This window comes from Massilia sp. Root351 (assembly GCF_001425045.1).
Taxonomy (GTDB): domain Bacteria; phylum Pseudomonadota; class Gammaproteobacteria; order Burkholderiales; family Burkholderiaceae_D; genus Rugamonas.
In genome coordinates this window covers 728,161-752,863 of record NZ_LMDJ01000001.1, presented here as the reverse complement: position 1 = coordinate 752,863, position 24,703 = coordinate 728,161, and the positions used below count along the sequence as shown (strand labels likewise).

General features: G+C 67.0%; 19 protein-coding genes. 13 read left to right on the top strand and 6 right to left on the bottom strand.

All coding sequences use genetic code 11. The features are described 5' to 3' along the window. Positions 1 to 41: 41 nt before the first annotated feature. The 4 genes from ASD15_RS03400 to ASD15_RS03385 are packed head-to-tail and all read left to right on the top strand — an operon-like array spanning position 42 to position 4,685. Complete coding sequence (locus ASD15_RS03400; protein WP_057153308.1) at positions 42 to 740, top strand: helix-turn-helix transcriptional regulator; 699 nt, start codon at positions 42 to 44, stop codon at positions 738 to 740. A gap of 50 nt (positions 741 to 790) precedes the next feature. Beyond that, entirely contained in the window at positions 791 to 1,468 is a 678-nt protein-coding gene (gene lepB / locus ASD15_RS03395) for a signal peptidase I (protein ID WP_057153307.1), read from the top strand. Then, on the top strand, positions 1,465 to 2,199 hold the full coding sequence (locus ASD15_RS03390; protein WP_057153306.1) for an ABC transporter ATP-binding protein: 735 nt from the start codon (positions 1,465 to 1,467) through the stop codon (positions 2,197 to 2,199). The genes lepB and ASD15_RS03390 overlap by 4 nt, the downstream gene beginning before the upstream one ends. Continuing rightward, the gene (locus ASD15_RS03385; protein WP_057153305.1) at positions 2,196 to 4,685 is read left to right on the top strand and encodes a CPBP family intramembrane glutamic endopeptidase; all 2,490 of its coding nucleotides are present in this window, start codon (positions 2,196 to 2,198) and stop codon (positions 4,683 to 4,685) included. Before ASD15_RS03390 ends, ASD15_RS03385 begins: the two co-directional genes overlap by 4 nt. 15 nt (positions 4,686 to 4,700) lie before the next feature. Here ASD15_RS03385 and ASD15_RS03380 read toward each other — a convergent pair whose 3' ends face one another. Together ASD15_RS03380 and garD are read right to left on the bottom strand one after the other, a co-directional pair. Continuing rightward, positions 4,701 to 5,507 (bottom strand): NAD(P)-dependent oxidoreductase, encoded by an 807-nt coding sequence (locus ASD15_RS03380; RefSeq protein WP_056398725.1) that lies wholly within the window; start codon positions 5,505 to 5,507, stop codon positions 4,701 to 4,703. Positions 5,508 to 5,565: 58 nt separating this feature from the next. Next, the gene (gene garD, locus ASD15_RS03375; RefSeq protein WP_057153304.1) at positions 5,566 to 7,128 is read right to left on the bottom strand and encodes a galactarate dehydratase; all 1,563 of its coding nucleotides are present in this window, start codon (positions 7,126 to 7,128) and stop codon (positions 5,566 to 5,568) included. Between the two features lie 132 nt (positions 7,129 to 7,260). Here garD and ASD15_RS03370 point away from each other — a divergent pair, with 132 nt between their 5' ends. The 5 genes from ASD15_RS03370 (at position 7,261) to ASD15_RS03350 (ending at position 15,103) form a co-directional block, all read left to right on the top strand. Then, positions 7,261 to 7,965, top strand: a complete 705-nt coding sequence (locus ASD15_RS03370) for a FadR/GntR family transcriptional regulator (protein WP_057153303.1) — start codon at positions 7,261 to 7,263, stop codon at positions 7,963 to 7,965. A 189-nt stretch (positions 7,966 to 8,154) separates the two neighbouring features. Continuing rightward, positions 8,155 to 10,845 carry a TonB-dependent receptor gene (locus ASD15_RS03365; protein WP_057153302.1) on the top strand — a complete coding sequence of 897 codons (2,691 nt, stop codon included), beginning with the start codon at positions 8,155 to 8,157 and terminating at the stop codon, positions 10,843 to 10,845. 16 nt (positions 10,846 to 10,861) lie between these two features. Further along, positions 10,862 to 11,737 carry a rhamnogalacturonan acetylesterase gene (locus ASD15_RS03360; RefSeq protein WP_057153301.1) on the top strand — a complete coding sequence of 292 codons (876 nt, stop codon included), beginning with the start codon at positions 10,862 to 10,864 and terminating at the stop codon, positions 11,735 to 11,737. After that, complete coding sequence (locus ASD15_RS03355) at positions 11,734 to 13,233, top strand: pectinesterase family protein (RefSeq protein ID WP_082551512.1); 1,500 nt, start codon at positions 11,734 to 11,736, stop codon at positions 13,231 to 13,233. Before ASD15_RS03360 ends, ASD15_RS03355 begins: the two co-directional genes overlap by 4 nt. Positions 13,234 to 13,243: 10 nt before the next feature. Continuing rightward, a complete protein-coding gene (locus tag ASD15_RS03350; protein WP_157200796.1) occupies positions 13,244 to 15,103 on the top strand; it encodes a glycoside hydrolase family 28 protein in 1,860 nt (619 codons plus the stop codon). A gap of 141 nt (positions 15,104 to 15,244) precedes the next feature. On the opposite strand, the gene ASD15_RS03345 is transcribed toward ASD15_RS03350, so the two are convergent. The 4 genes from ASD15_RS03345 to ASD15_RS03330 all read right to left on the bottom strand — a co-directional run bounded on the left by ASD15_RS03345 (position 15,245) and on the right by ASD15_RS03330 (position 19,473). Then, positions 15,245 to 16,129 (bottom strand): SMP-30/gluconolactonase/LRE family protein, encoded by an 885-nt coding sequence (locus tag ASD15_RS03345; protein WP_057153298.1) that lies wholly within the window; start codon positions 16,127 to 16,129, stop codon positions 15,245 to 15,247. After that, positions 16,117 to 17,691: an aldehyde dehydrogenase (NADP(+)) gene (locus tag ASD15_RS03340; protein ID WP_057153297.1), complete on the bottom strand. Its 1,575-nt coding sequence runs from the start codon at positions 17,689 to 17,691 to the stop codon at positions 16,117 to 16,119. Before ASD15_RS03340 ends, ASD15_RS03345 begins: the two co-directional genes overlap by 13 nt. Before the next feature lie 14 nt (positions 17,692 to 17,705). Next, positions 17,706 to 18,617 carry a 5-dehydro-4-deoxyglucarate dehydratase gene (gene kdgD, locus ASD15_RS03335; protein ID WP_057153296.1) on the bottom strand — a complete coding sequence of 304 codons (912 nt, stop codon included), beginning with the start codon at positions 18,615 to 18,617 and terminating at the stop codon, positions 17,706 to 17,708. A gap of 112 nt (positions 18,618 to 18,729) precedes the next feature. Then, positions 18,730 to 19,473, bottom strand: coding sequence for a FadR/GntR family transcriptional regulator (locus ASD15_RS03330; RefSeq protein ID WP_057153295.1), 744 nt, complete (start codon positions 19,471 to 19,473; stop codon positions 18,730 to 18,732). A gap of 135 nt (positions 19,474 to 19,608) precedes the next feature. Here ASD15_RS03330 and ASD15_RS03325 point away from each other — a divergent pair, with 135 nt between their 5' ends. From ASD15_RS03325 to ASD15_RS03310, 4 genes are all read left to right on the top strand, one after another. Further along, a complete protein-coding gene (locus tag ASD15_RS03325) occupies positions 19,609 to 20,127 on the top strand; it encodes a sigma-70 family RNA polymerase sigma factor (protein WP_057153294.1) in 519 nt (172 codons plus the stop codon). Next, complete coding sequence (locus ASD15_RS03320) at positions 20,124 to 21,218, top strand: FecR domain-containing protein (RefSeq protein WP_057153293.1); 1,095 nt, start codon at positions 20,124 to 20,126, stop codon at positions 21,216 to 21,218. The genes ASD15_RS03325 and ASD15_RS03320 overlap by 4 nt, the downstream gene beginning before the upstream one ends. 84 nt (positions 21,219 to 21,302) lie before the next feature. Further along, on the top strand, positions 21,303 to 23,726 hold the full coding sequence (locus ASD15_RS03315; protein ID WP_057153292.1) for a TonB-dependent receptor: 2,424 nt from the start codon (positions 21,303 to 21,305) through the stop codon (positions 23,724 to 23,726). Next, positions 23,723 to 24,703, top strand: coding sequence for an alpha/beta hydrolase (locus ASD15_RS03310; RefSeq protein WP_057153291.1), 981 nt, complete (start codon positions 23,723 to 23,725; stop codon positions 24,701 to 24,703). The genes ASD15_RS03315 and ASD15_RS03310 overlap by 4 nt, the downstream gene beginning before the upstream one ends.

Sequence of the window (24,703 nt, the reverse complement as noted above, 5' to 3'; positions counted from 1 at the left end):
TCCTGAAAAAGACGCCACCACACTTCGCCCAGGACCGAACCATGAATGCAGACAACCACCTCGCCCGTATCGCCGGCGCCATCGCCGAGCCGGCGCGCGCGCGCATGCTGTGCTGCCTGCTGGACGGCCACGCCCGCACCAGCACCGAGCTGTCGGTGGTGGCCGAAGTCAGCCCATCCACCGCCAGCGCCCACCTGGCGCGCCTGAAGGAGGAACAGCTGGTGCAACTGCTCGCGCAAGGCAAGCACCGCTACTACCAGTTGGCGGACGCCAACGTTGCCGCCGCACTGGAAGCGCTGCTGGTGGTGGCCGGCCTGCCGCGCCCCGCCTTCAAGCCCAACACGCCGGACCGCCTGCGCAACGCCCGCACCTGCTACGATCACATGGCCGGCACGGTGGCGGTACGCCTGCACGACCACATGACAGCGCAAGGCTGGCTCACCGAAGCCGGCGATGGCAACGTCGGCAACGAGTACCAGCTCACGCCGGCCGGCGAGCAAGGCGTGCGCGCCCTCGGCATCGACACCGCCGCGCTGCGCAAGCTGCGCCGCCGCTTCGCCTGCCCGTGCCTGGACTGGAGCGAACGCAAGCCCCACGTGGGCGGCGCGCTGGGCGCGGCACTGCTGCAGCTGGCGCTCAAGAAGGGCTGGGTAGCGCAAGACCTGGACAGCCGCGCGCTGGCCGTGCCGCCCAAGGGACAGCGGCAGATGCTGGCCGCCTTTGGTCTAAGCGAGGTTTAAGATTCCCGTCGGATGATGTGATGTCAACTTAACCACTCCGGAGAACAAAGATGAAAAGCTGGCTGCGCGCGAACAAGGGCTTCATCGCCTTCCTGATGCTGTTTGGCCTGTTCCGCACCGCCGTCGCGGACTGGAACCCCATCCCCTCCGGATCCATGCACCCCAACCTGCTGGAAGGCGACGTGGTGTTCGTCAACCGCCTCGCGTTCGACCTGAAGGTGCCGCTGACGGACGTGGTAGTGGCACACCTGGGCGAGCCGCGGCGCGGCGACATTGTCACCTTCTCCTCGCCGCTGGACAAGACCCGCCTGATCAAGCGCGTCATCGGCCTGCCCGGCGACACCATCGCCATGAAGAAGGACCAGCTCATCATCAACGGCCAGGCCGCAGGCTACAGCATGCCGGCCGAAGCCGTGGAGGCGATCGAGCATGTCGGCAAGCTGCAGGCGCTGCAGCTGACCGAGAAATCCGGCGCCAGCGAACGCCGCATCCAGCTGCTGCCGCAAGTGACCAGCAGCATGCGCGACTTCGGCCCCATGACCATCCCTGCCGACAGCTACCTGATGCTGGGCGATAACCGCAACAACAGCAAGGACTCGCGCTACATTGGCCTGGTGCCGCGCGAAATGCTGATCGGCCGCGCCGAACGCGTGCTGGTATCGGCCGACATCGTCGGCAACTGGATGCCGCGCACCGAACGCTTCGGCATGGCGCTGGGCGGCCAATGATCGCGTTCCAGGAACTGTCGAAGTCCTACGGCGGCTTTGAAGCCGTCAAGCCGCTGTCGCTGACAGTGGCGCGCGGCGAGGTGTTCGGCTTCCTGGGCCCCAACGGCGCGGGCAAGACCACCACCATCCGCATGCTGATGGGCATACTGGTGCCCAGCGCCGGCCGGGTGCTGGTGAACGGCCTTGATTGCCATGCCGATGCGGCGGAGGTCAAGCGCCATGTCGGCTACCTGCCCGACACGCCGATTTTCTACGATTACCTGCGCGGCCGCGAGATCCTGCAATTCGTGGCCGAGATGCACGGCTACTCCCGCTCAGAAGCGGCCGGCCGCGCGCACCGCCTGCTGCGCGAACTGGGGCTGGAGGACGCCACCGAGGAATTCGCGGTGAACTATTCGCTGGGCATGAAGAAGAAGCTCGGCCTGGCCTGCGCGCTGGTGCACAACCCGAAAGTGCTGGTGCTGGACGAGCCGATCAACGGCCTCGATCCGCGCGCCGCGCGCGATGTGCAGGAGCGCCTGCTGGCGGCCGCCGCGCAAGGCACTACCATCTTCGTCTCCACCCATTTGCTGGATATGGCCGAGCGCATGTGCAGCCGCGTCGGCATCATCCATCGCGGCGCGCTGGTGGCCAGCGGCACGCTCGACGAGCTGCGCGGCGCCGCTTCGGCCGACAGCTCGCTGGAAGAAGTCTTCCTCAAGATTACCGACGAAGCCGGCGAGCCCGCATGACCGCGCCGGTGCGCTCCTCCGCCAGCGCCATCTGGCTGCTGGCCCGGCTGCGCCTGCTGCGGCTGATCAACATGACTGGCGCGCTACGCTTCGGCAAAGCCGCCAACAGCAAGAGCCGCAGCGCATCGCAGGGCAAGCGCAGCAGCCGCTGGCTGCTGGCCTTGCTGGTAGGGATGGGCATGCTGTTCAGCTTTACCCACATCGCCCGCAGCTCGGTGCTGAACCTGCACTGCAAGATCGACACGCCCGCCACCTGCGCCGCCATGGCCAGGGCGCACTCGGTGGAGAGCATGGTCGAGGCCGCAGCCGACGGTCTACACGCCGCGCACTTCAGCCCCGCGCTGGCCGCCGCCATGACGCTGATGGTGCTGCTGATGTGGCTCGTGGGTTTCCTCATGCCGCTGGGCAGCCGAGAACTGGCGCAGCAGGACTGGGACCTGGAATGGCTGGTAACGCTGCCCATCCGGCGCGGCACGCTGCTGTGGGCCAGGGTGCTGGAGCGCAGTATCGCCAACCCCGTCGGCGTGCTGGCGCTCGGGCCGCTGTGCGTGGTGCTGGCCTGGTACGGCAATTACGGCTGGGCATCGCCGCTGCTGGGTGCAGCCATGGCGCTGCCGCTGCTGATGCTGGCGGCGATGATGCGCACGCTGGCCGACACGGGCCTGCGCCTGTCGCTGCCGGCCTCGCAGCTGCGCAACCTGCAGGCGCTGGCCTCCATCCTCAGCATGCCGCTGATGTACGTGGGGATTTCGTATTCCATGTGGTCCAACAATTCCTTCACGGTGGACTGGGCGCGCAGCTTCCCGGCGTGGTCATTGTGGACGCCGCCCGGCCTTGCGGTCCAGGCGCTGACCGCGCCCAGCGCCGCCGGCGCCGGGCAGGCCGCAGCGCTGCTGCTGGCGCAGACGGCGTTGCTGCTGATGGCGGGCATGGCGCTGCTGCGCCGCCAGCTGCGCCACGGCGTGGTCGCCAGCGGCGCGCGCGAAGCCGCGACTGCCGGCGCCACAGCCAGCCGCCGCGCGCAAGCCCGCGCGGCCGCCGCCGATGCACCGAGCGCCGCGCGAAGCGCCGGCACAGATGCCGCCACAGCCGGTGCCGATGCCAATGCACCAGCGCCCTCCCCCGCTTCCCGCTGGCGCATCGGCACCATCCTGCAGCGGCGCGAACTGATGCTGCTGGGCCGCGACCGCAACTTCCTGGCCCAAAGCCTGCTGATCCCGGTGGTCATCATTGTCAGCCAGCTGCTGGTCAGCGGCCAGCTGTCGAGCATCACCCTGCTCGGCCAGAACCAGCAGCTGATGGCAGTGATCGCCTTCGGTATCGGCAGCTACGTGCTGCTGCTGTCCGCTTTCCAGGCCATCAACAACGAGGGCAACGCGCTGTGGATGCTGTACACCTTCCCGCGCCGGATCGACAGCATGCTCAAGGAAAAAGCCCAGCTGTGGACCGCGCTGGCCGCGCTGTATCCGCTGCTGATCTTCGCCACCGGCCTGTATTTCACGCCGGACTTCAACTGGCGGCTGCTGTGGTGGGTGGCGGTCGTCATGGCCGGTATCCCGGTGTATGCGCTGATCGCCGTCTCGCTGGGCGTATTCGCCAGCGACCCGCATGCCCAGGAAACCCAGGCGCGCGTGCGGCCCACCTACGCCTACCTGTACATGATGCTGTCCAGCCTCTACATCTTCGGCCTGTACGCCAGCACCTGGCTGCAGACGGTCGCCATCATGATCCTGACCGCCTCGCTCGCGCTGGCCTTGTGGCAGAAAGCGCGCGACGAACTGCCCTACCTGCTCGACCCGGCCGCTGCGCCGCCCGCGCGGGTGGCCCTGTCGGACGGCCTGATCGCCGCCACGCTGTTCTTCGTGCTGCAGCTGGTGATCGGGTTGGTGCTGCGCGGCGGCAGCCTTGGTGGCAGCCTTGGTGGCAGCGGCGGCGGCCTGCAAAGCGGCGTACTCGCCTTCGCCTGCGCCGGCGCCATCGTGTACCTGCTGATGCGCTACCTGTACTGGCGCCACCAGACCACCGGCGTCCCGGCAGTGCTGAACGCACGCCACCACCAGGGCATGGCAAGCGCCGCCGGCCATGCGGCCACCGCCAGCCTGGCAGGGGCCGCAGCCGCCTGCGCCTTTGGCGCCGCTTACCTGTGGCTGCTGCGCGACACGCCCTGGTGGCCACGGCACGCGCCGTCCAGCGCCACCCTGCGCCTGCTGCTGCCGCTGACCGTGCTGGCCGCGCCGCTGTTCGAGGAATTCATCTTCAGGGGATTGATCTTCGGTGGCCTGCGCCGCATGGCCGGCGCGCTGCCGGCTGCCCTGGGCAGCGCGGCGCTGTTCGCCATCGTGCACCCGCCGCTGGCGATGGTGCCGGTATTCGTGCTGGGATTGTGTACCGCGTGGGCGTACGAACGCAGCAAGTCGCTGCTGGCGCCGATGCTGGTGCACGCCGCCTACAACGCCATGGTGCTGGGCGTGCAGGCGGCGCTGTAGGTCAGAGCTGCTGCGTCAGATGTACTGCGGACCGTCGTTGAGGAAGCCGCCGCCCTGGTAGGTGGTGGCCACATCGTCCTTGTCCGGATACACGCCGGTGTCCGGGAACAGGTGCTTGAACTGCTCCGAGCTGTCCTTTGGCTTGAAACCGATAAAGGCCGCCTTGCTGTTGTCCCACCATACGGCTTCATTGTTCGACTGGCCGTACAGGATGGCGTGGCCGACGCGCGGCGCCATCAGCGAGCAGCGCAGCGCTTCCACCAGGTCGTCGTAGCTCAGCCAGGTGCGCATCATGCGCGGGTTCTTCGGCTCGGGGAAGGAAGAACCGATGCGCAGGCACACGGTTTCAATGCCGGTGCGGTCAAAGTAGTAGCGCGCCAGCTGCTCGCCGAACACCTTGCTGATGCCGTACATGCTGTCCGGGCGGGTCGGGCTGTCGGCGTCCAGCACCTCGGTCACCTTGTGGTAGCCGATGGTGTGGTTGGAGCTGGCGAAGATGATGCGGCGGGTGCCGGCCTTGTGCGCCGCTTCATACAGGTTGTAGGTGCCCTGGATGTTGGCCGCCATGATGGCTTCGAAATTGCTCTCGGTGGAGATGCCGCCGAAATGCAGCACCGCGTCCACGCCTTCCAGCAGCGTCAGCACGGACGGCTTGTCGGACAGGTCGCAGCGGACGATTTCCTCGCCCTCGCGCGCTTCGCCCATGTCGCCGATGTCGCTCAGGCGCACCACGTCGGCCCATGGCTTGATGCGGTCGCGCAGGATTTTGCCCAGGCCGCCGGCGGCGCCGGTCAGCAGGATGCGTTTGAATGGTTTGCTCATGTAAAGTCCGTTCCTTGCAGTTGTACGATGTCGTATGATTACTATGATACTAGCAAAATCAGGTCACCGGTGCAGGATTGAACAGCACTAAAGCGTTATGCAGCTTCCACTGCTCGGCCCAGGTCTTGCGGCCGCTGGCCACTTCCAGCATCAGGTGGAACATTTCCCAGCCCACGTCCGCAATGGAGGCGTCGCCGCTGGCGATGCGGCCGGCGTTCACGTCCATCAGGTCGTGCCAGCGCGCGGCCAGCTCGTTGCGGGTGGCGACCTTGATCACCGGGACCTCGGCCAGGCCGTACGGCGTGCCGCGGCCGGTGGTGAAAATGTGCAGGTTCATGCCGGCGGCCAGTTGCAGCGTGCCGCAGATGAAATCGCTGGCCGGCGTGGCCGCGTAGATCAGGCCTTTCTGCTTGAGCTTCTCGCCCGGCGCCAGCACGCCGGAGATCGGCGCGCTGCCGCTCTTGACGATGGAGCCCATGGCTTTTTCAACGATGTTGGACAAGCCGCCCTTCTTGTTGCCCGGTGTGGTATTTGCGCTACGGTCGACGCCGCCCCGCTTCAGGTACTGGTCGTACCAGTCCATCTCGCGGATCATCGCCGCCGCCACTTCCTCGTTGACGGCGCGCGAAGTCAGCTGGTCGATACCGTCGCGCACTTCGGTCACTTCCGAGAACATCACGGTGGCGCCGGCGCGTACCAGCAGGTCGGTGGCGAATCCGACCGCCGGATTCGCAGTCACGCCGGAGAAGGCATCGCTGCCGCCGCACTGCACGCCGACCACCAGTTCCGACGCCGGCACGGTTTCGCGGCGGCGCTTGTCCAGCACCTGCAGCTGCGCGTCCGCGGTGTTCATGATGGAGGCTATCATCGACTGGAAGCCGACGTGGCCCTGGTCCTGCAGGCACACCTGCGCCGGTTCGGCGCCGCCGGCGTTCTGGATCGGGATCGAGCCTTTCGGGAACAGGCGCGCCGGCTGCAGCTTCTCGCAGCCCAGGCTGACCACCATGGCCTGACCGCCGAAGTTCGGATTCAGGCTGATATTGCGCAGCGTGCGGATCGGCACGTTGGCGTTGGGGGCGTCGATCGCCACGCCGCAGCCATAGGTATGCTCCAGGCCCACCACGTCGTCCACGTTCGGGTATTTCGGCAGCAGCTCGGCCTTGATGCGGCGCACCGCGTGCTCCACCACGCCCGCCACGCACTGCACAGTGGTGGTGATGGCCAGGATGTTGCGCGTGCCCACGCTGCCGTCCGGATTGCGGTAGCCCTGGAAGGTAAAGCCCTCCAGCGGCTCCTGCGGCGGCGGCTTCACGGTGGCGATCGGCAAGCCGGTCAGCTCGCGCGCGGCCGGCATTTCGACCTGCGCTTCAGCGATCCAGCTGCCCGCTTCGATATCCAGGGCAGCAAAACCGATAGTTACGTTGTACCGGATAATCGGGTCGCCCTTGGCGAAGGCGCGCAGCGCCACTTTGTGCCCCTGCGGCACGGCCTCGCGCAGCGTCAGCCCGTCCGGGAACACCGCGCCTGCCGGCAAGCCGCCGTCGTTGACGACAATCGCTACATTGTCGTTCTCATGCATGAGGATGTAGCGCGGGCTGTTCGCGCTCGGCTCTGTCGTCATTTCTACGTCCTTGTTGGTTACCTGCTGTCCAATTCAGTATGGCAGAGAAAAAAAAATTTGGCTAGTCCAGATTGATTATTTGGTCAGACCACCTTAGAATGGTCTGACCAAACGAACACAGCGGGACACACCTTGATCCAGAAAAAAACCGCCTTGACGCCGGAAGCTGCCAGCCACGAGCCGCGCCTGTACCGGGTTGTGGCGGACCGCATCCAGCAACTGATCGCCAGCGAGGGCATCGCCGCCGGCCAGCGCCTGCCGTCCGAGCGCGACCTGGCCACCAAACTCAATGTCAGCCGGGCCTCGCTGCGCGAAGCGCTGATCGCGCTCGACCTGGGCGGCGTGATCGAAGTGCGCGGCGGTTCCGGCGTGTACGTGAGCGAGCCGCCCGAGGCTGAGGTGACGCTGCCGGAAGGCGGCCCGGGACCGTTCGAAGTGCTGGCCGCGCGCCGCATGATCGAGGCCGAAATTGCCGCCATCGCCGCGCGCGTGGCCACCCCGGCCGACGTCGACGCGATCCTGAAGGCGGTGGAACAGATGGAAGCCAGCCACGCCAACAAGGCCAGCAACGAACTGGCCGACCGCGCCTTCCACCTGGCCATTGCGCGCGCCACCGGCAACAGCGCCCTGGTGGGCGGCCTGGACTACCTGTGGAACCAGCGCGGCCGCCTGTGGCACAAGCTGAAAGAGCATTTCCAGACCGAAGAACTGCGGCAGGAAACGCTGAAAGACCACCGCCGCATCCTGGAAGCGATCGCCGCCGGCGATGCCGCCGGCGCCAGGAAAGCCATGCGCTCGCACCTCGAGCGCGTGACCCGCACCTTCTCGAGGGGGTAGGTCCGGAAAGTCAGCACGCACGCATGGCCCGCACAGACGCCCCGCAGAGGGTGGCGCCCCCACAAATACAGTTATCAACCGCCTGCGAGCTCGGTTGCGCCTCGCCGCGCAGCCCTCCTCGCAGCGGCACGGAGTACGCGAGGTGCTCCACCGCATACCTTCATTTGAATTATCAGGAGACAAAGCTTCATGAACACAATCGACAAAGCGCAGCCGCGCCTGCTGCTCTCGTCCATCGCCCTGGCCGTGCTGACGCTGATGAACAGCGCCACCGCGCAGGAAATGCAACGCGTGGAAGTCACCGGTTCCAGCATCAAGCGCCTGGCCACGGAAGCGGCGTTGCCGGTATCGACCATCAAGGCTGAAGAATTCGCGGAACGCGGCATGACCACCCTGGCCGACGTGATGATGGCATTGCCGCAATCGGCATCGCTGGCGCCGTCGAACGCCGGCTCGGGCACCAATATCAACCTGCGCGGCCTGGGCGTAAACCGCACCCTGGTGCTGCTGAACGGCCGCCGCCTGGCCAACGAAGCCATCTCCGACGGCTACGCCAACCTGGACGTGATCCCCATGAGCGCCCTGTCGCGCGTGGAAGTGCTGCGCGACGGCGCCTCCTCCATCTACGGCTCGGACGCCATCGGCGGCGTGGTCAACTTCATCACCAAGCGCGACTTCGAGGGCGCCTCGGTCACCGCGCAATACATCCAGCCCGAGAAAGACGGCGGCGGCGACGAGCAGCGCCTCACGCTCACCGTCGGCAAAGGCAGCCTGGCCAAGGACGGCTGGAACGTCTACGCCACCGTGGACGCGCACCGCCGCAGCCGCCTGGCGCAGCGCGACCGCGCCGACCTGAGCTCGGCCGAACTGCTGACCAGCATCGGCCGCGCGCCGACCCTGGGCAGCGGCGGCAACGCCATGCCCGCCAACTTCACCACCGCCACCAACAAGACCGCGCAAAACCCGTACTTCGCGTCCGGCTGCGTGGCGCCCTACTCCATCATCGGCGGCAAGAACACCTGCATCCTGAACAACCAGGAATACGGCACCGCGCTGCACGAGAACGAGCAGATCACCTTCTACGCGCGCGGCACCAGGCGCTTCAACGAAGACCACACGCTGAGCATCGACTACATGCGCGGCCAGGAATTCATCCGCTCGGCGCGCAACCCCACCAACGCGGTGGCGGTCAACGGCGTCAACGCCATCCTGCCTTCCACGAGCAAATGGTATCCGGGCGGCGCCGGCGGCGTGCCTGCGGTGGCCGGACTGAAAGGCGAGCCGCTGACGGTGACCTGGGCCGTGGCCGACTACGGCGTGGCGGTGCAAAAGGACAAGCAGGTCAACCAGCGCATCGCCGTGGCGGACGAGAACCGCTTCGGCGAGTGGGATGTGCGCAGCGGCCTGGTGATCGGCTGGAGCGACCGCGAGAACTACTACGACAACGGCTTCTTCACCGGCCAGGGCCTGCTGGACGGCCTGAAATCCGGCGCCCTGAATCCGTTCGGCCTGCAGGACCAGGCCGGCCTGACGTACCTGAAATCGATCTCGGTGGACGGCCAGAAGAACCGCGACTCGCGTTCCACCTTCACCGGCGTGGACGTGAACGCCAGCCGCACCCTGATGGAACTGCCGGGCGGCTCGATGGCGCTGGCCATCGGCGCCGACATCCACCGCGACACCACGCGCGACGACAAGCTGGCCATCCAGAACTCGGTGACCTACCTGAACTCGACCGCCTCCCACGGCGAGGGCGCGCGCAACGTGTACGCGGCATTCGCCGAACTGGACGTGCCGCTGACCAAGAAACTGAACGTCAACCTGGCCGTGCGCGACGACTACTTCAGCGACTTCGGCAACACCTTCAACCCGAAAGCCAGCTTCCGCTACGAGCCGTCGAAACAGCTGATGTTCCGCGGCTCGGCCAACACCGGCTTCCGCGCGCCGACCCTGTTCGACGCCTACGGCTACCGCCTGCCCGGCGCCACCGGCAAGACCTCCGCCAAGTGGGACGACCCGCTGCTGTGCCCGGGCGGCAAACCAGGCGTGGCCGGCACCGGCACCGCGCTGGCGGGCTTCGTGGCGTCCGAAGTGTGCAACGTGGCGCTGCCCAAGCAAGTGGGCTCGAACGCCGACCTGCAGCCTGAAAAATCGCGCGGTTACACGCTGGGCTTCGTGGTGGAACCGGTCAAGTCGCTGACGCTGTCGTTCGACTACTGGAACATCCGCATGAAGGACATGCTGGCCAACCTGCCGGAGCAGGTCTACTTCCTCGATCCAGTCAAGTACGACGCGCTGATCGTGCGCAATCCCGACCGCACCATCAACTACATCAAGAACGTGACGATGAACCTGGGCGGCCAGAAAGCGGCCGGTATCGACGTGTCGGCGACGTACGACTTCCCGCGCAACGACTACGGCAACTTCAAGGTGCAGCTGGACGGCACCTACCTGACCCAGTTCGACAACCAGCTGGAAAAAGACAGCCCGTTCGTGTCGAACGTGGGCCGTTTCGGCCTGGCCAGCAACGGCACCACCAGCAGCTTCCCCATCATCACCTACCGCTGGAAGCACACGCTTAAACTGGGCTGGAGCAAGGGCGACTGGTCGGCACAGCTGACGCAGAACTACAACTCCAGCTATGAAGACCAGAATCTGGTGGCGCAGCAGTACTGGCGCGACATCGAATCCTATAAAGTGTGGAACTTGACCACGTCGTACAAAGGGTTCAAGAACATCCAGATCACCGCCGGCATCACCAACCTGCTCGACACCAATCCACCGGTGACGAACCACAGCGGTTATTCCAACGGTTACCTGAGCAGCGCGGCCAGCCCGATCGGCCGTTCGTTCAACCTGCGTGGCACCTACAACTTCTAATTTCAGGAGACAGACGATGACCGGTATTCACTACACTGGTTCCCGTCGCCACTTCGCCAGGGCCGCAGCGGCCCTGGCGCTGAGCGCTGCCGCCCTTGGGGCGGCGGCGCCAGTTGCGATGGCGGCCGAGAACAAGCCCGTGCGTTTCATCCTGGTGGGCGACTCCACCATGGCCAACAGCAGCGGCTATGGCGACGCACTGTGCGCGCGCATCAACCGCAGCGACACCTGCATCAACCTGGCCAGGGGCGGCCGCAGTTCCGGCAGCTTCCGCGCCGAAGGCCGCTGGGATGAAGTGCAAGGCCTGCTGCGCGGCTCGGCCGCCTATCGCGCCACCTATGTGCTGATCCAGTTCGGCCACAACGACCAGCCCGGCAAACCCGGACGTTCGACCGACCTGGCCACCGAATTCCCCGCCAACATGGCCCGTTACGCGCAGGAAGTGCAGGCGCTGGGCGGCGTGCCGGTGCTGGTAACCCCTTTGACGCGGCGCACCTTCAAGGAAGGGGTATTGGAAAACACCCTGCAGCCGTGGGTGGACGTGATCCGCAAGGTGGCGGCCCAGGAGAACGTGCCGCTGCTGGACCTGAATGCCCGCAGCTACGCCGCAGTGCAAGCCATGGGCCAGGATGAAGCCGACACGCTGGCTGTTGTGCCGCGTCCGGCCAACTACATGGCCCCGGCCATCCTGCCAGGCGCCGCGCCTGCCGCCGGTGCGGCCGCCGCCACCACCGCTGCCGCCGCCGAGCCGCAAGGTGCGCCCAAGAGCGCCTTCGACCGCACTCACCTGGGCGCCAAGGGCGCAGCTTACTTCGCGCGCATGGTGGAGGACGAGATGAAAGCCGTCATCCCGGCAGTCGCCCGCGAATTCCGCGCCGAGGGCCAGCAATGATGCGCCGGGCGATGCTGGCCGCCACGCTGGCCGCCACGCTGGCTGGCGCCCCGGCGGCCCAGGCCCAGGCCCCCGCCGCCGACAGCAGCACCGCCGCGCGCGCCACGGCCAGCACCGGCACCGCCCGCCCGCAACTGAGCGCCGCCCGGGCGGCGCACTACAGCTACAGCGAGGTGCTGAAATACGCCGGCCCAGCCGGCAGCGAGCGCGCCGATCCCTGGGATCCGCTGGCCGACCCGCTGGCCAAGGGCGCCTCATTTGTACCCACCTACGTCGTCGACGCCGCCGCCAAGCCCGACGGCGTCAAGACTTTCAACACCGTGCAGGCCGCCGTCAGCCGCGCCGCGGCTTCCGGCCAGCGCGAGCGCGTCTACATCCTGGTCAGACCCGGCGTGTACCAGGAGCTGGTCTACGTTCCGGCCAGCGCCACGCCGCTCACGCTGTATGGCGAAGGCTCCAGCGCTGCCGCCACGAAGATCACCGCCAGGCTGGACGCCGCAACCACCGGCGCCAGCTACACCGCCCAGTTCGGCGCGCAATTCGCCGCCGCAGATCCGGCCGTGCAAGCCATGCACGCCCTGGTGAAAGAACGCGCGGCAGCAGGCAACGGCAACATCGGCACCTTCGGCTCCATGACCATGTGGGTCAAGAGCGACGGCTTCCAGGCCCGCAACCTCACCATCGAAAACGGCTACAACAAGGATACCGGCAACGCCCGCGAAGAATGCGGCGAGCGCCCCTGCGGAAAGACCGATATCAATCCGCAGCAAAACGTGGTGCACCACCAGGCCGTGGCGCTGCAAGTGGAAGGCGCCGACAAGGTACAGTTCGAGAACATCCGCCTGATCGGCTTCCAGGACACGCTGTTCCTGCGCGCCGCCGACACCCGCGTGACGGTGCGCAGCTTCTTCAACAAGTCCTACATCGAAGGCGACGTCGACTTCATCTTCGGCGACAGCACCGCCTTCTTCCTGCAAAGCGAGATCAAATCGCTGGGCGACCGCAGCACCTCCTACGTCGGCGCACCCAACACCAACCACAAGACCCGCTACGGCCTGGTGTTCGACCAGTGCCGCTTCACGCACGACGGCTCGCCGTTCGCGCTGGCCGGCAAGTTCTACCTCGCGCGCCAATGGTTCCACAATTCGCGCTGCACGCCCTACGGCAAGGTGCCGCTGCCCGGCTACGCCTGCGTGCTGGGCGCGGCCAGCCAGTTCCGGTCACCGGCCGGCACCATCACGCCCACCGTGCTGGAAACCGTCGGCAAGATGGCCGTGCTCAATTCGCGCATCGGCGCGCACATCAACCGCACCACCCCGTGGTCCGATTGGAACCGCAACGGCACCCTGTCCTACCGCCCCGCGCAGTTCAACTCGGACGACTACTGGACCAATCTGAGAGCGGCCGGCATCGACCCTGTGAAAGAGCTCGGCTACACCCGGCAGCCTGTCCCTGCGGACAGCTACCTGGCGGAATACAACAACATTTATGAGTAAGGGAGATAGCATGAACCAGACCATCAACCAGCAACGCCGCAGCATCATGAAGGCCGCCTCCGCCACCAGCCTCGCGCTGGCAGGCGGCGCACCGGCACTGGCCGGCGCCGCCACCGCGGTGGACCCATGGGAACGCGCGGCGGACATCGTCAAGCGCCTGTCCAAGCCGCCGGTGTTCCGCAAGCAGGACTTCGATGTCACCAGATACGGCGCCGCCACCTGCAAGCTGGTCAAAGTCAAGGCATGGAAATCGTTCGAAGAACAGGACGACATGAACACCCCGGCGCCCGGTTCGAAAGACTGCTACGCCGCCTTCGCCGCCGCCATCGCCGCCTGCCACAAGGCCGGCGGCGGCCGCGTGGTCATCCCGGCCGGCAGCTGGTACTGTGCCGGTCCCATCGTACTGCTGTCGAACGTGAATGTGCACCTGAAAGCCGGCGCCCACATCTACTTCAGCAACCAGCCGTCCGACTACGCCAAGTACGGCGACTTCGACTGCGGCAAGAACGGCAAGCTGGTAATCTCGCGCTGGCAGAGCAACGACTGCCTGAACTTCTCCTCGCCGATCTACGCCTACGGCCAGGACAACATCGCCCTCACCGGCGAAGACTGGACCAGCATCATCGACGGCCAAGGAGGCGTGCCCTTCAACAGCAACGGCGACTGCTGGTGGACCTGGAAAGGCAAGACCCGCACCAAGAACTCGGTGGCGGAAAACTCGGTGCCCAACTTCGGCCCCGGCAAACTGGCTGGCAATATCGAAAACCCCGCCAACCCTGCCTCGCTGGCCGAAGTGGCGCCCAAGCTGAGCGAGGAAGAACGCCTGCATATCCAGGGCGAGGGCGGAAAATGGCGCGCCGACGAGCAGTACCTGCCGGCGCTGTCCGAAGCGGGTGTGCCGCTGGCCAAGCGCGTGTTCGGCATGGGCCACTACCTGCGTCCATCCATGGTGCACATCGTCAGCTGCACCAACGTGCTGCTGCAGGGCTACCAGGTGCAGCACACGCCGTTCTGGCAGCACCACCCGGTCCACTGCCGCAACATCGTCATCCGCAAAGTGCACGCGGTGAGCCACGGCCCGAACAGCGACGGCTTCGACCCGGAAGCGTGCGACCACGTGCTGATCGAAGGCTGCACCTTCGACGCCGGCGACGACTGCATCGCCATCAAGGCCGGCAAGAACCAGGACACGCAATTCGGCCCATCGCAGAACATCGTGATCCAGGACTGCATCATGCACAGCGGGCACGGCGCCGTCACGCTGGGCAGCGAAATGGCGGGCGGGATCCAGAACGTCTACGCGCAAAACCTGGTGTTCCAGAACGCGCACTGGAAGACCAACCCGCTCAACACCGCCATCCGCCTGAAGACCAACCTCAATCGCGGCGGCTACCTGCGCAATTTCTACGTGCGCAACATCAGCATCCCGAACGGCGTGCAGACCAGTCCGGCGTTCTACGCCTCGCTGCCGGGTTCGCCGATCCAGTCGCGCACGGTCGCCACGGCGGCCGGCGCGGTGGTGACCTTCGACTGCGACTACGCGCCGATCGCCGACACGGTGCGCACCCGTCCACCGGTGGTGGAAAACATCCACATCTCGAACGTCAAGGTGGGCAATGTGATGACCAAGGGCGGCAAGCAAGCCTCGTGCTACCAGGCCGTGGTGATATTGGGACCGGTCGCCTCCGACTACAACGGCAGCGGCCCGATGCCGGCCATCGTGCCGGTCACCAACGTCACCATCAGCGACAGCGACTTCGGCACCCCCGCCGCGCCCGACGCGCCATGGTTCCTCTACAACGTCAAAGGCCTCAAGCTGAACAACGTCACCATCGGCGACAAAGTCCACAACTCGGAATTATCCGGCTAACCTACCGCCTCTCCTACAAGCAGCCTGAGCCGCATCCCCCCCAAATCGGGGTCAGACCCCGATTTGGGGGGGATGCGGCTCAGGCTGCTACTCTGAAGCAAGAAGCGAAAAAAAAAGCGCCGATGTTTCGGCGCTTTCTGTTTATCCTTTGAACCGTGTTTCCACGACGCCTTTGATTCCGGGCCGCAGCAGTACCACCGCGCCGCCCCATTCCACGTCTTCCGGCTTGCCAGAGGGGATGGAGGTGACCAGCAGCGTTTCCATGTCGGCGCCACCAAAGGCACACATGGAGGGCTTGGCGAACGGGACGTCGACCCGGCGGTCGAACTTGCCGTCCGGCGTGAAGCGCAGCAGGCAACCGGCGTCGTTGGCACAGGTCCAGTAGCCGCCTTCGGCGTCCACCGCAGCGCCGTCGGGACGGCCCACGTGCTGGTTCAGATCGGCGAACACGCGCCGGTTCGACGGCACGCCGCTGGCGGTGTCGTAGTCGAACGCCCAGATCAGGCGGCTGCTCGGGTGCGAGTCGGACAGGTACATGGTGCGCCCGTCGGGCGACCATGCCAGGCCGTTCTGCGTCACCAGCTCCGACACCACCGGCGCCGACAGGCCTTGCTCCGCGCTGTAGCTGTACAACTGGCCGATGGCGCGCGCGGCCGACATGTCCATGAACATGGTGCCGCTCCAGAAACGCCCCTGGCGGTCGGTGCGGCCGTCGTTGCAGCGCATGCCTTCACCCAGCGTGGCGGGACGCGCCAGCCGGGTTTCTCCGGCCTGCTCGCCCTCGCCCAGCTCAAGGCTGAACAGGCCTGTTTCCATGCCCGCTATCAGCCCGCCGCTTTCCTTGGGCGCGATGCACGCCACCATCTCGGAGGTGGTCCAGCTGCGCAGCGCGCCACTGCCGCCGCCTGCGCCGTCCAGACGCCACACGCGCTTGCCGACGATGTCCACCCAGTACCAGGCCGCGCTGTGCGCATCCCAGACCGGGCTTTCACCTACCTTGCATTGGATATCGCTTACGCGTTCCATACCAGGTCGCCGTTTTCCACGCGCGGGATGGCCAGCGGATTGCCGTCGGCCAGCTCGGCAGCCAGCAGTTCGGCCGGCACGTCCTGGTAGCTCACCGGACGCAGGAAACGGTCGATGGCGGAGGCGCCAACGGAGGTGCTGCGGCTGTCCGAGGTGGACGGGAACGGGCCGCCATGCACCATGGCGTGCGACACTTCCACGCCGGTGCCGAAGCCGTTGAACAGCACGCGGCCGGCCTTGCGCTCCAGCGTAGGCAGCAGGCGCTTGGCAAAGGCCAGGTCGGCGGCGGTGGCGTGCACGGCTGCGGTCAGCTGGCCTTCCAGGTGTTCTGCCACGCGCACCACTTCGTCTTCATTGCGGCAGCGGATCAGCAGCGAGGCAGGTCCGAAGATTTCGCCTTCCAGATCAGGGTTCGACAGGAAGGTCTCGGCAGCCACTTCATACAGCGCAGCCTGCGCGCCGCACGGCAGCGCGCCGCTCTGGCCCTGGCCGACCAGCTTCACGCCGGGAATCGCGGCCAGCTTGGCCACGCCCGACGAGTAAGCCTGGTGGATGCCCGGGGTCAGCATGGTTTGCTGCGCCTTGGCGGACAGCGCGGTGGCCACGCCTTCGGTGAAGGCTTGCAGCAACGGACCGTCCACGCCGATCAGCAGGCCAGGGTTGGTGCAGAACTGGCCAGCGCCCAGCGTGAGCGAATCGACGAAGGCTTGCGGCAGCTTGGTGTTTTCCAGTGCGCCTGCCAGCAGGAACACCGGGTTGATACTGCTCATTTCAGCATAGACTGGAATCGGCTCGTGGCGCGCCGCGGCGGTGCGCATCAGCGAGGTGCCGCCGGCGCGGGAACCGGTGAAGCCGACCGCCTTGATGGCGCGGTGCGCGACCAGGTTCTGGCCGACGCTCTGGCCGGAGCCGATCAGCATCGAGAACACGCCTTCAGGCATGTCGCATTCGATGGCCGCTTTCTGCACGGCGCGGGCCACCAGTTCGGAGGTGCCCAGGTGCGCCGAGTGCGCCTTGACTACCACGGGGCAGCCGGCCGCCAGTGCGGAGGCGGTGTCGCCGCCGGCCACCGAGAAGGCCAGCGGGAAGTTGCTGGCGCCGAACACGGCGACCGGGCCCAGGCCAATCTTGCGCAGGCGGATGTCCGAGCGCGGCGGGGTGCGCTCCGGCAGCTTCGAGTCCAGCGTGGCGGACAGGAAGCGGCCGTCGCGCACGACCTTGGCGAACAGGCGCAGCTGGTTGCAGGTGCGGCCGCGCTCGCCTTCCAGGCGGGCTTGCGGCAGGCCGGTTTCCTGCATCGCGCGTTCGATCAGCGCAGGACCGATGTCCATGATGCGGTCGGCGATGGTTTCCAGGAAGCGGGCGCGCTGCTCCAATCCGGTTTCACGATAACGGTCGAACGCCTGTTCGGCCAGCGCGCAAGCCTGCTGCAGCTCGGCTTCGCCACCCAGCCCGAAGGCCGGCTCGATTTGCTCGTTGCGGGAAGGGTCGATCGCCTTGACCGTGCCTTCCTGGCCGCGTACCACGTTACGGCCGATAATCATTTCACCGGATATTTGCATAACTACTCCTTAGATTATTGCGCGCCCTGTGCGCGCATCAGTTTTTCCAGCATTGCACATTCTTCTTCGGTCAGATCGGTCAGCGGTGCGCGCACCGGACCGGCGTCGTAACCTGCGATCTTGGCGCCGGCCTTGACGATCGAGACTGCGTAGCCCGATTTGCGGTTGCGGATCTCCAGGTATGGCAGGAAGAACTCGTCCAGCATCTTGTTCTGCGCAGCGTGATCGTCGTTGGCGACAGCGTGGTAGAAGTCCATGGCCAGCTTCGGCATGAAGTTGAACACGGCCGACGAGTACACCGGCACGCCCAGCGCCTTGTAGGCAGCGGCGTAGACTTCCGCGGTCGGCAGGCCGCCCAGGTAGCTGAAGCGGTCGCCCATGCGGCGCCAGATTTGCATCATCAGTTCGATGTCGCCCAGGCCGTCCTTGAAGCCGATCAGGTTAGGGCAGCGGTCGGCCAGCTTTTCCAGCGAGTCGGCGTTCAGGCGGCACACGTTGCGATTGTAGACCACTACGCCGAAGTCCACCGAGGCGCACACTTCTTCCACGTGGCGCATCAGGCCGTCCTGGCTCGCTTCGGTCAGGTAGTGCGGCAGCAGCAGCACGCCTTGCGCGCCCAGGCGCTCGGCTTCCTGCGCGTAGCCAATGGCGGCGCGGGTGGAGCCGCCGGCGCCGGCCAGGATAGGCACTTTGCCTTTGCAGGTGTCGACGGCGGTCTTGATGACGCCGGTGTATTCGTTCGGGGTCAGCGAGAAGAACTCGCCGGTGCCGCCGGCGGCGAACAGCGCGCTGGCGCCGTACGGTGCCAGCCATTCCAGGCGCTTGGCGTAGGTGTCGGCGCGGAAGTTGCCCTGTGCGTCGAAGTCGGTGACCGGGAAGGACAGCAGGCCGGACGAGAGGATGGTTTTAAGGTCATTAGGTTGCATGTCTTCTCCAGTGTGGACTAAAAGCGGCACAGCGCCGACTTGTTGTATGACATCGTACAACTATAATCGAAGTCGGGCAAGCGTTTTGGTGTGGCTTTTTAGTCTTTATCCTTTAGGAAACATTGACAGGGCTGACTTCCTGCTGGGCGCGCCGCAGGCGTTCGCGGCTATTGCTCAGGTGCGTACGCATGGCGGCGCGCGCTCCTTCCTGGTCCTGGCGCGCAATGGCGTTGTAGATGTTCTCGTGCTCGCGGTTCACGCGTTCCAGGTAGTGGGCCGGGTCGTCGTGCGCCAGCTGGGCCGAATTGACGCGCGCGCGCGGGATGATGGTGGTGCCCAGGTCGGTCAGGATGTCGACGAAATAGCGGTTGTTGGTCGCTTGCGCGATCAGCAGGTGGAACTGCACGTCCGCCTCCACCGAGCCGCCGTCCAGGATGCGCTGCAGCGCCTCGCCCATGGCGGCCAGCTGCGCCTCGCTGCGGCGGGCGGCGGCCAGCCAGGCCGCTTCGGTTTCCAGGCTGATGCGCAGCTCGAGGATGGCCAGCACGTCGCCGATGGTGCGCACGGTGTCCGGCGAGATGCGCAGCGCAGCCGGCTGCGGCTCCAGCACGAAGGTGCCGATACCGTGCTTGGTCTGCACCAGGCCGGCGGCCTGCAGATGCGAGATCGCTTCGCGCACCACGGTGCGGCTCACGCCGTGCATCTCCATGATGACGGACTCGGTCGGCAATTTGTCGCCCGGCTTGAGCTGCCCGCCCGTGATGCTGGCGGTAATGCTCTCCACCACGCCCTGCGCGAGGTTGCGGTGGCGCTTCTTGGGAGGCTGCAGGGCGGTGGCGGCGGCGATGTCGTTCATGGCTGGGCGGATTGGTGGTCAGCCTTGATTATAGCAGTTGTATGACAACGCTTCCGCGCCCGCCCCCGCCCAGCGGTTGCAAACAAAGTCACAAATGGCATAGAATGAGAATAGTTCTTATTTGCATTTGACTCCATGACCTTCGCCACCACGCCATTGCAGCAGGAAATGAGCGCGCTCTATAGCGCCCATCATGGCTGGCTGTACGGCTGGCTGCGCCGCAAGCTGGGTTGCGCGGAGAACGCGGCGGACGTGGCGCAGGATACCTTTCTGCGCATCGTGGCGGCCAACAAAACGCTGGCTGGCGTGCTCGAGCCGCGCGCCTATCTGACCACCACCGCCAAGCGCCTGCTGATCGACCGCAGCCGGCGCCAGACCATAGACCAGGCTTATATGGCCGAACTGGCGCTGCTGGCAGGGCACATGCCCAGCTACCCGTCGCCCGAGGAGATCATGCAGGCGGTGCAGGCGCTGGAGCGCATCGCGGCCGCGCTGGCGGGGCTGGCCGACAAGCCGCGCGAGGCCTTTGTGCTGCACTACCTGGACGGCATGACGCACGCCGCCATTGCGGCTCAGCTGGGCGTGTCCACCCGCATGGTGCAGAAATACCTGGTCCAGGCGCTGCTGCGCTGCGACGAGCTGGCGCAGGCATGAGCGGCAGCGTTGCCGGCCAGGCGGCCGCCTGGATCGTGGCGCTGAGCGCGGACGACGCCGTTGACCGCGCCTGCGCGCGGGCGGGTTTCGACGCCTGGAAGCGGGCCGACCCGCAGCACGCCGCCGCCGCCGCGCGCCTGGAAGGTTTGCTCGGCGTGCTGCCCACGCAGCCTGCGCGCGCCGCCTTGCGCGCGGCCATCGCGCCAGCCGGCGGCGCGGGCTCCGGCATAGGCGCGGACGGCATAGCCTCGAATCCCAAGGCGGACCACGCCCCGCCGGTCCCGCAAGGCCGCCATGCCCGCCAGTCACGGCAAGTGCGGCAAGTGCTCCGCATCTCCGCCGCGCTGGCCATCGCCCTCCCCGCGCTGGCCGCGGCCTGGCTGGGCATGCAGGGCTACGGGCCGCAAGCGCTGCTGGCCGACCTGCGCAGCGGCGCCGGAGAATGGCGCCGCACCACGCTGGCCGACGGCAGCGCCGTGACGCTCAACAGCGGCAGCGCCGTGCGCCTGCATTTCGACGCCAGCCAGCGCACGGTGGAACTGCTGCAGGGCGAAATCCTGGTGGACGTGGCGCGCGACCCGGCCCGGCCCTTCGTGGTCCGCACGGCCGAAGGCAGCATCCGCGCGCTGGGCACGCGCTTTACCGTGCGCAGGACGAACGGCAGCGGCGGCACCGAGCTGACCATGCTGGAATCGGGGACGGCAGTGCTCAGCGCCGGCCAGATCGCCGCCGGCAACAGCGACGCGCAGCAGGTGACGGCCGGCCAGCGCGTGCGCATCGGCCACAGTGCCGTGGGCACGGCCACCGCCATCGATCCCGGCAGCGTGGACGACGCCTGGAAGAACCACCAGCTGGTGGTGCGCAACCGTCCGCTGGCCGAGGTGCTGGACGAGCTGGCGCGCCACCGGCCCGGCATGATCCGCTACAACCGCGAACAGATCGCCGCCATCAACGTCTCCGCCGTGCTGCCGCTGGACGACACCGGCCGCGCCCTGCACCTGCTGCTGAACAGCTTCCCGGCGCTGCGCGTGCGCACCGTCACCCCGTACCTGGTGCTGGTCGATGCGCCGGCAGGCGCCCCGCCAAAATAATTTGCCCGAAGGGTTCCGGTTTCCATTTTTCGCGCGTCAAGGTCTGTGTATGCAATTTGACTACCAAGAAAAAAGGAATCCTGAATGTCCACGCTTCGCATCGCCCCCCTGACTCTTGCCATCCACCTCGCGCTGGGCGCCGCCGCTGCCGCCGCCGGCAGCGCCGCCATGGCGCAAAGCACCGCCGCCCAGTACGACATTCCAGCCGGTCCGCTGGCGGACGCCCTGACCCGCTTTGCGCAGCAAGCCGGCGTGGCCGTCGCGATGGACGCCGGCAAGCTGCAAGGCCTGCGCAGCGCCGGCCTGAAAGGCAGCTACAGCGTGGAGGCGGGCTTCAACGCGCTGCTGCGCGACAGCCAGTACGCCATCGGCAAAACCAGCGCCGGCTACGTGCTGCAGGCAAAGCCGGCCGGCGGCAGCGGCGCCGCCGCAGCGGCGCAGCGCGGCGGCGAGCAGGTGATGGACGCGGTGAGCGTGACCGGCGGCCTGCTGCCGGACGAACTGCCCGCCAGCTACGCCGGCGGCCAGGTGGCGCGCGGCGGCCAGCTCGGCATCCTGGGCAGCACCAGCACCATGGACGCCCCCTTCAACCTCACCAGCTATACCGCCAAGCTGATTGAGGACCAGCAGGCGTCCACCGTGGGCGCCGTGCTGCTGAACGACCCGTCGGTGCGCTTCACCACGTCCGACGGCCACATCTACGAAAACTTCAGCATCCGCGGCTTTGAAATCAACGGCGAGGGCCTGGCCTACAACGGCTTGTATGGCCTGTCGCCCTACGGCCACGCGCCCACCGAATTCATCGAACGGGTGGAAGTGCTGAAAGGCCCGGGCGCGCTGCTGAGCGGCATGTCGCCGCAAGGCGCGGTGGGCGGCGTGATCAACCTGCTGCCCAAGCGCGCGGCCGACAAGCCGCTGTTGCGCCTGACCACCGACTACACCTCCGATTCCCAGTTCGGCCTGCACCTGGACGCCGGCCGGCGCTTCGGCGAGAAAAACCGTTTCGGCGTGCGCGTGAACGGCGCCTACCGCGACGGCGAGGCCGGGGTGGACGCGCAGAAGAAGGAGCGCAAGCTGGCTTCGATGGCGCTGGACTACCGTGGCGAACAGCTCACCGCCTCGCTCGACGCCTATTCTGACAAGGAGGACATCCGCAACGGCAGCGCGTGGATGGCGTCCTTTCCCGCCACCGGCGTGATCGCCCCGCCCAAGGCCGGCACCAATCTGCTGCGCGGCATCTACGGCAAGCTCGATAACCGCGCCGTGCTGCTGCGCGCCGGCTACGATTTCAACGACCATGTCACCGCCTACGCCGCAGCCGGCCAGCTGCGCTACCGCTACTCGGGCTACATCAACGGCACGCGCGCGTCGATCCGCAACGCAGCGGGCGACTATGTGGGCACCACCTTCCACCAGGCAGGCGCCACCGACACCGACTCGGCCGAGGCGGGCCTGCGCGCCCGCTTCAGCACCGGCGCCGTGCGCCACCAGGCGGTGGCCAGCTACACCGTGCTGGAGTACGACACGCGCCGCGCCAACCCCAGCATCAGCGCGGACTACAAGTCCAACATCTACAATCCCGCCACGCCCGCACTGGCGCCGGCGCCGGTGAACGTGCCCAAGACAGGCGAGGCAAAACTGGACAGCTGGGCGCTGGCCGACACGCTGTCCTTCGCCCAGGATGCGGTGCTGCTGACGCTGGGCGCCCGCCGGCAGCGTGTGCTGAGCAAGACCTTCAACGCCAACACCGGCGCGCCCGCCTCGAACTATGACAAGAACGCCGTCACGCCCGCCGTCGGCCTGGTGGTCAAGCCGTGGGGCCCGTCCATTTCCCTGTACGCCAATGCGATCGAAGGCCTGAGCCAGGGCGACACCGTTAGCGACCAGACCGCGAAAAACTTCGGCGAAGTGTTCGCGCCCTACCGCAGCAAGCAGGTGGAAGCGGGCGTGAAGTGGGACGGCGGCGATTTCGGCAACACCGTCAGCGCCTTCCAGATCAAGCGTCCCAGCATGATCAAGAACGTGGCCGCCAACACCTACGACAACGACGGCGAGCAGCGCAACCGGGGCGTGGAATGGAACCTGTTCGGCCAGTTGGGCAAACAGTTCACGCTGCTGGGCGGCGCCGCCTACACGCAGGGCAGGATGACGCATGCGGCCAACCCCGCCGTCAGCGGCAAGAGCGCCTTCGGCACGCCGAAATGGAAAGCCAACGTGGGCACCGAGTGGAGCCTGCCTGCCGTGCCGGCGCTGGTGCTGAGCGCGCGCGCCATCTACACCGGCGAGCAGTTCGTCAACTCCACCAACACGCAGCGCATCGGCGGCTGGACGCGCTTCGACCTGGGCGCCCGCTACGGCGCGCGCGTGCTGGACCACGCGGTGCAGCTGCGCGCCAGCGTGGAGAACCTGGCCGACAAGAGCTACTGGGCCGGCCTGTTCAACGACGGCTTCGTCACGCAAGGCGGCGCGCGCGCGTTCAAGCTGGCCGCGTCGGTGGACCTGAAATGATGGCGCTGCGCTACTTGCTGGGCGCGGCCCTGCTGATCCAGCCGCTGGCGCACGCGCGCGCCGAGGCGCAGTGGGCCACGGCGCGCATGCCGCAGGCGCTGGAGCGCGACATCGTCTCCACCAATACGGGCCAGCGCTACCGCATCTTCGTCAGCGTGCCGGAATCGGCGCCGCCGCCGGGCGGGCATCCGGTGATCTATGCGCTGGACGGCAACGCGTCGTTTCCAGCCCTGGCGCTGATGGCCCGTACCGTGGAACGGCGCAGCAAGGTCACCGGCCAGGCGCCGCCTGCGGTGGTCGGCATCGGCTACGCCAGCGGCGAGGACTACGACCAGGCAGCGCGCGCACTCGACTACACGCCGCCCGCCCCGGCCCTTCCTGGCGCGCCCGGCCGGCCGGGCGCGGCGGACGCAGGCAAGGAAGGCGGCGCTGCGCGCTTCCTGGACTTCATCAACCTCGAACTGAAACCGCTGGTGCAGCAACTGGCGCCGCTCGACCAGCAGCGGCAGGCGCTGTTTGGGCATTCGTACGGCGGGCTGTTCGTGCTGCACACGCTGTTCACCCAGCCGGCCTCGTTCCAGACCTACATCGCCGCCAGCCCGTCGATCTGGTGGCGCGAGCGCTACGTGCTCACGGGCCTGGCCGGACTGGCGCAGCGCAGCGGCGGCAAGCCGCAGCTGCTGATCACCGTGGGCGAACTGGAACAGGCCGCACTGCCGCGCGCCTCCGGCGCGCCGGCAGCAGGCAGCGCGGCCAACGCCGCCACAGAGCGCAATAAGGCGCTGATGGAGCGCCGCATGGTCGGCGAAGCCCGCCAGCTCGCCGCCGCGCTGCAAGCCGCGCAGCCGGCGCAGCCAGGGCAACCGGGACAGCCGCGCGCTCTCTCGCGCGTGCGCTTCATCGAACTGCCCGGCGAGAACCATGGCTCCGCCATGTTCCCCGCCCTGTCGCGCGGGCTTGAATTTTTCCTGGAGTAA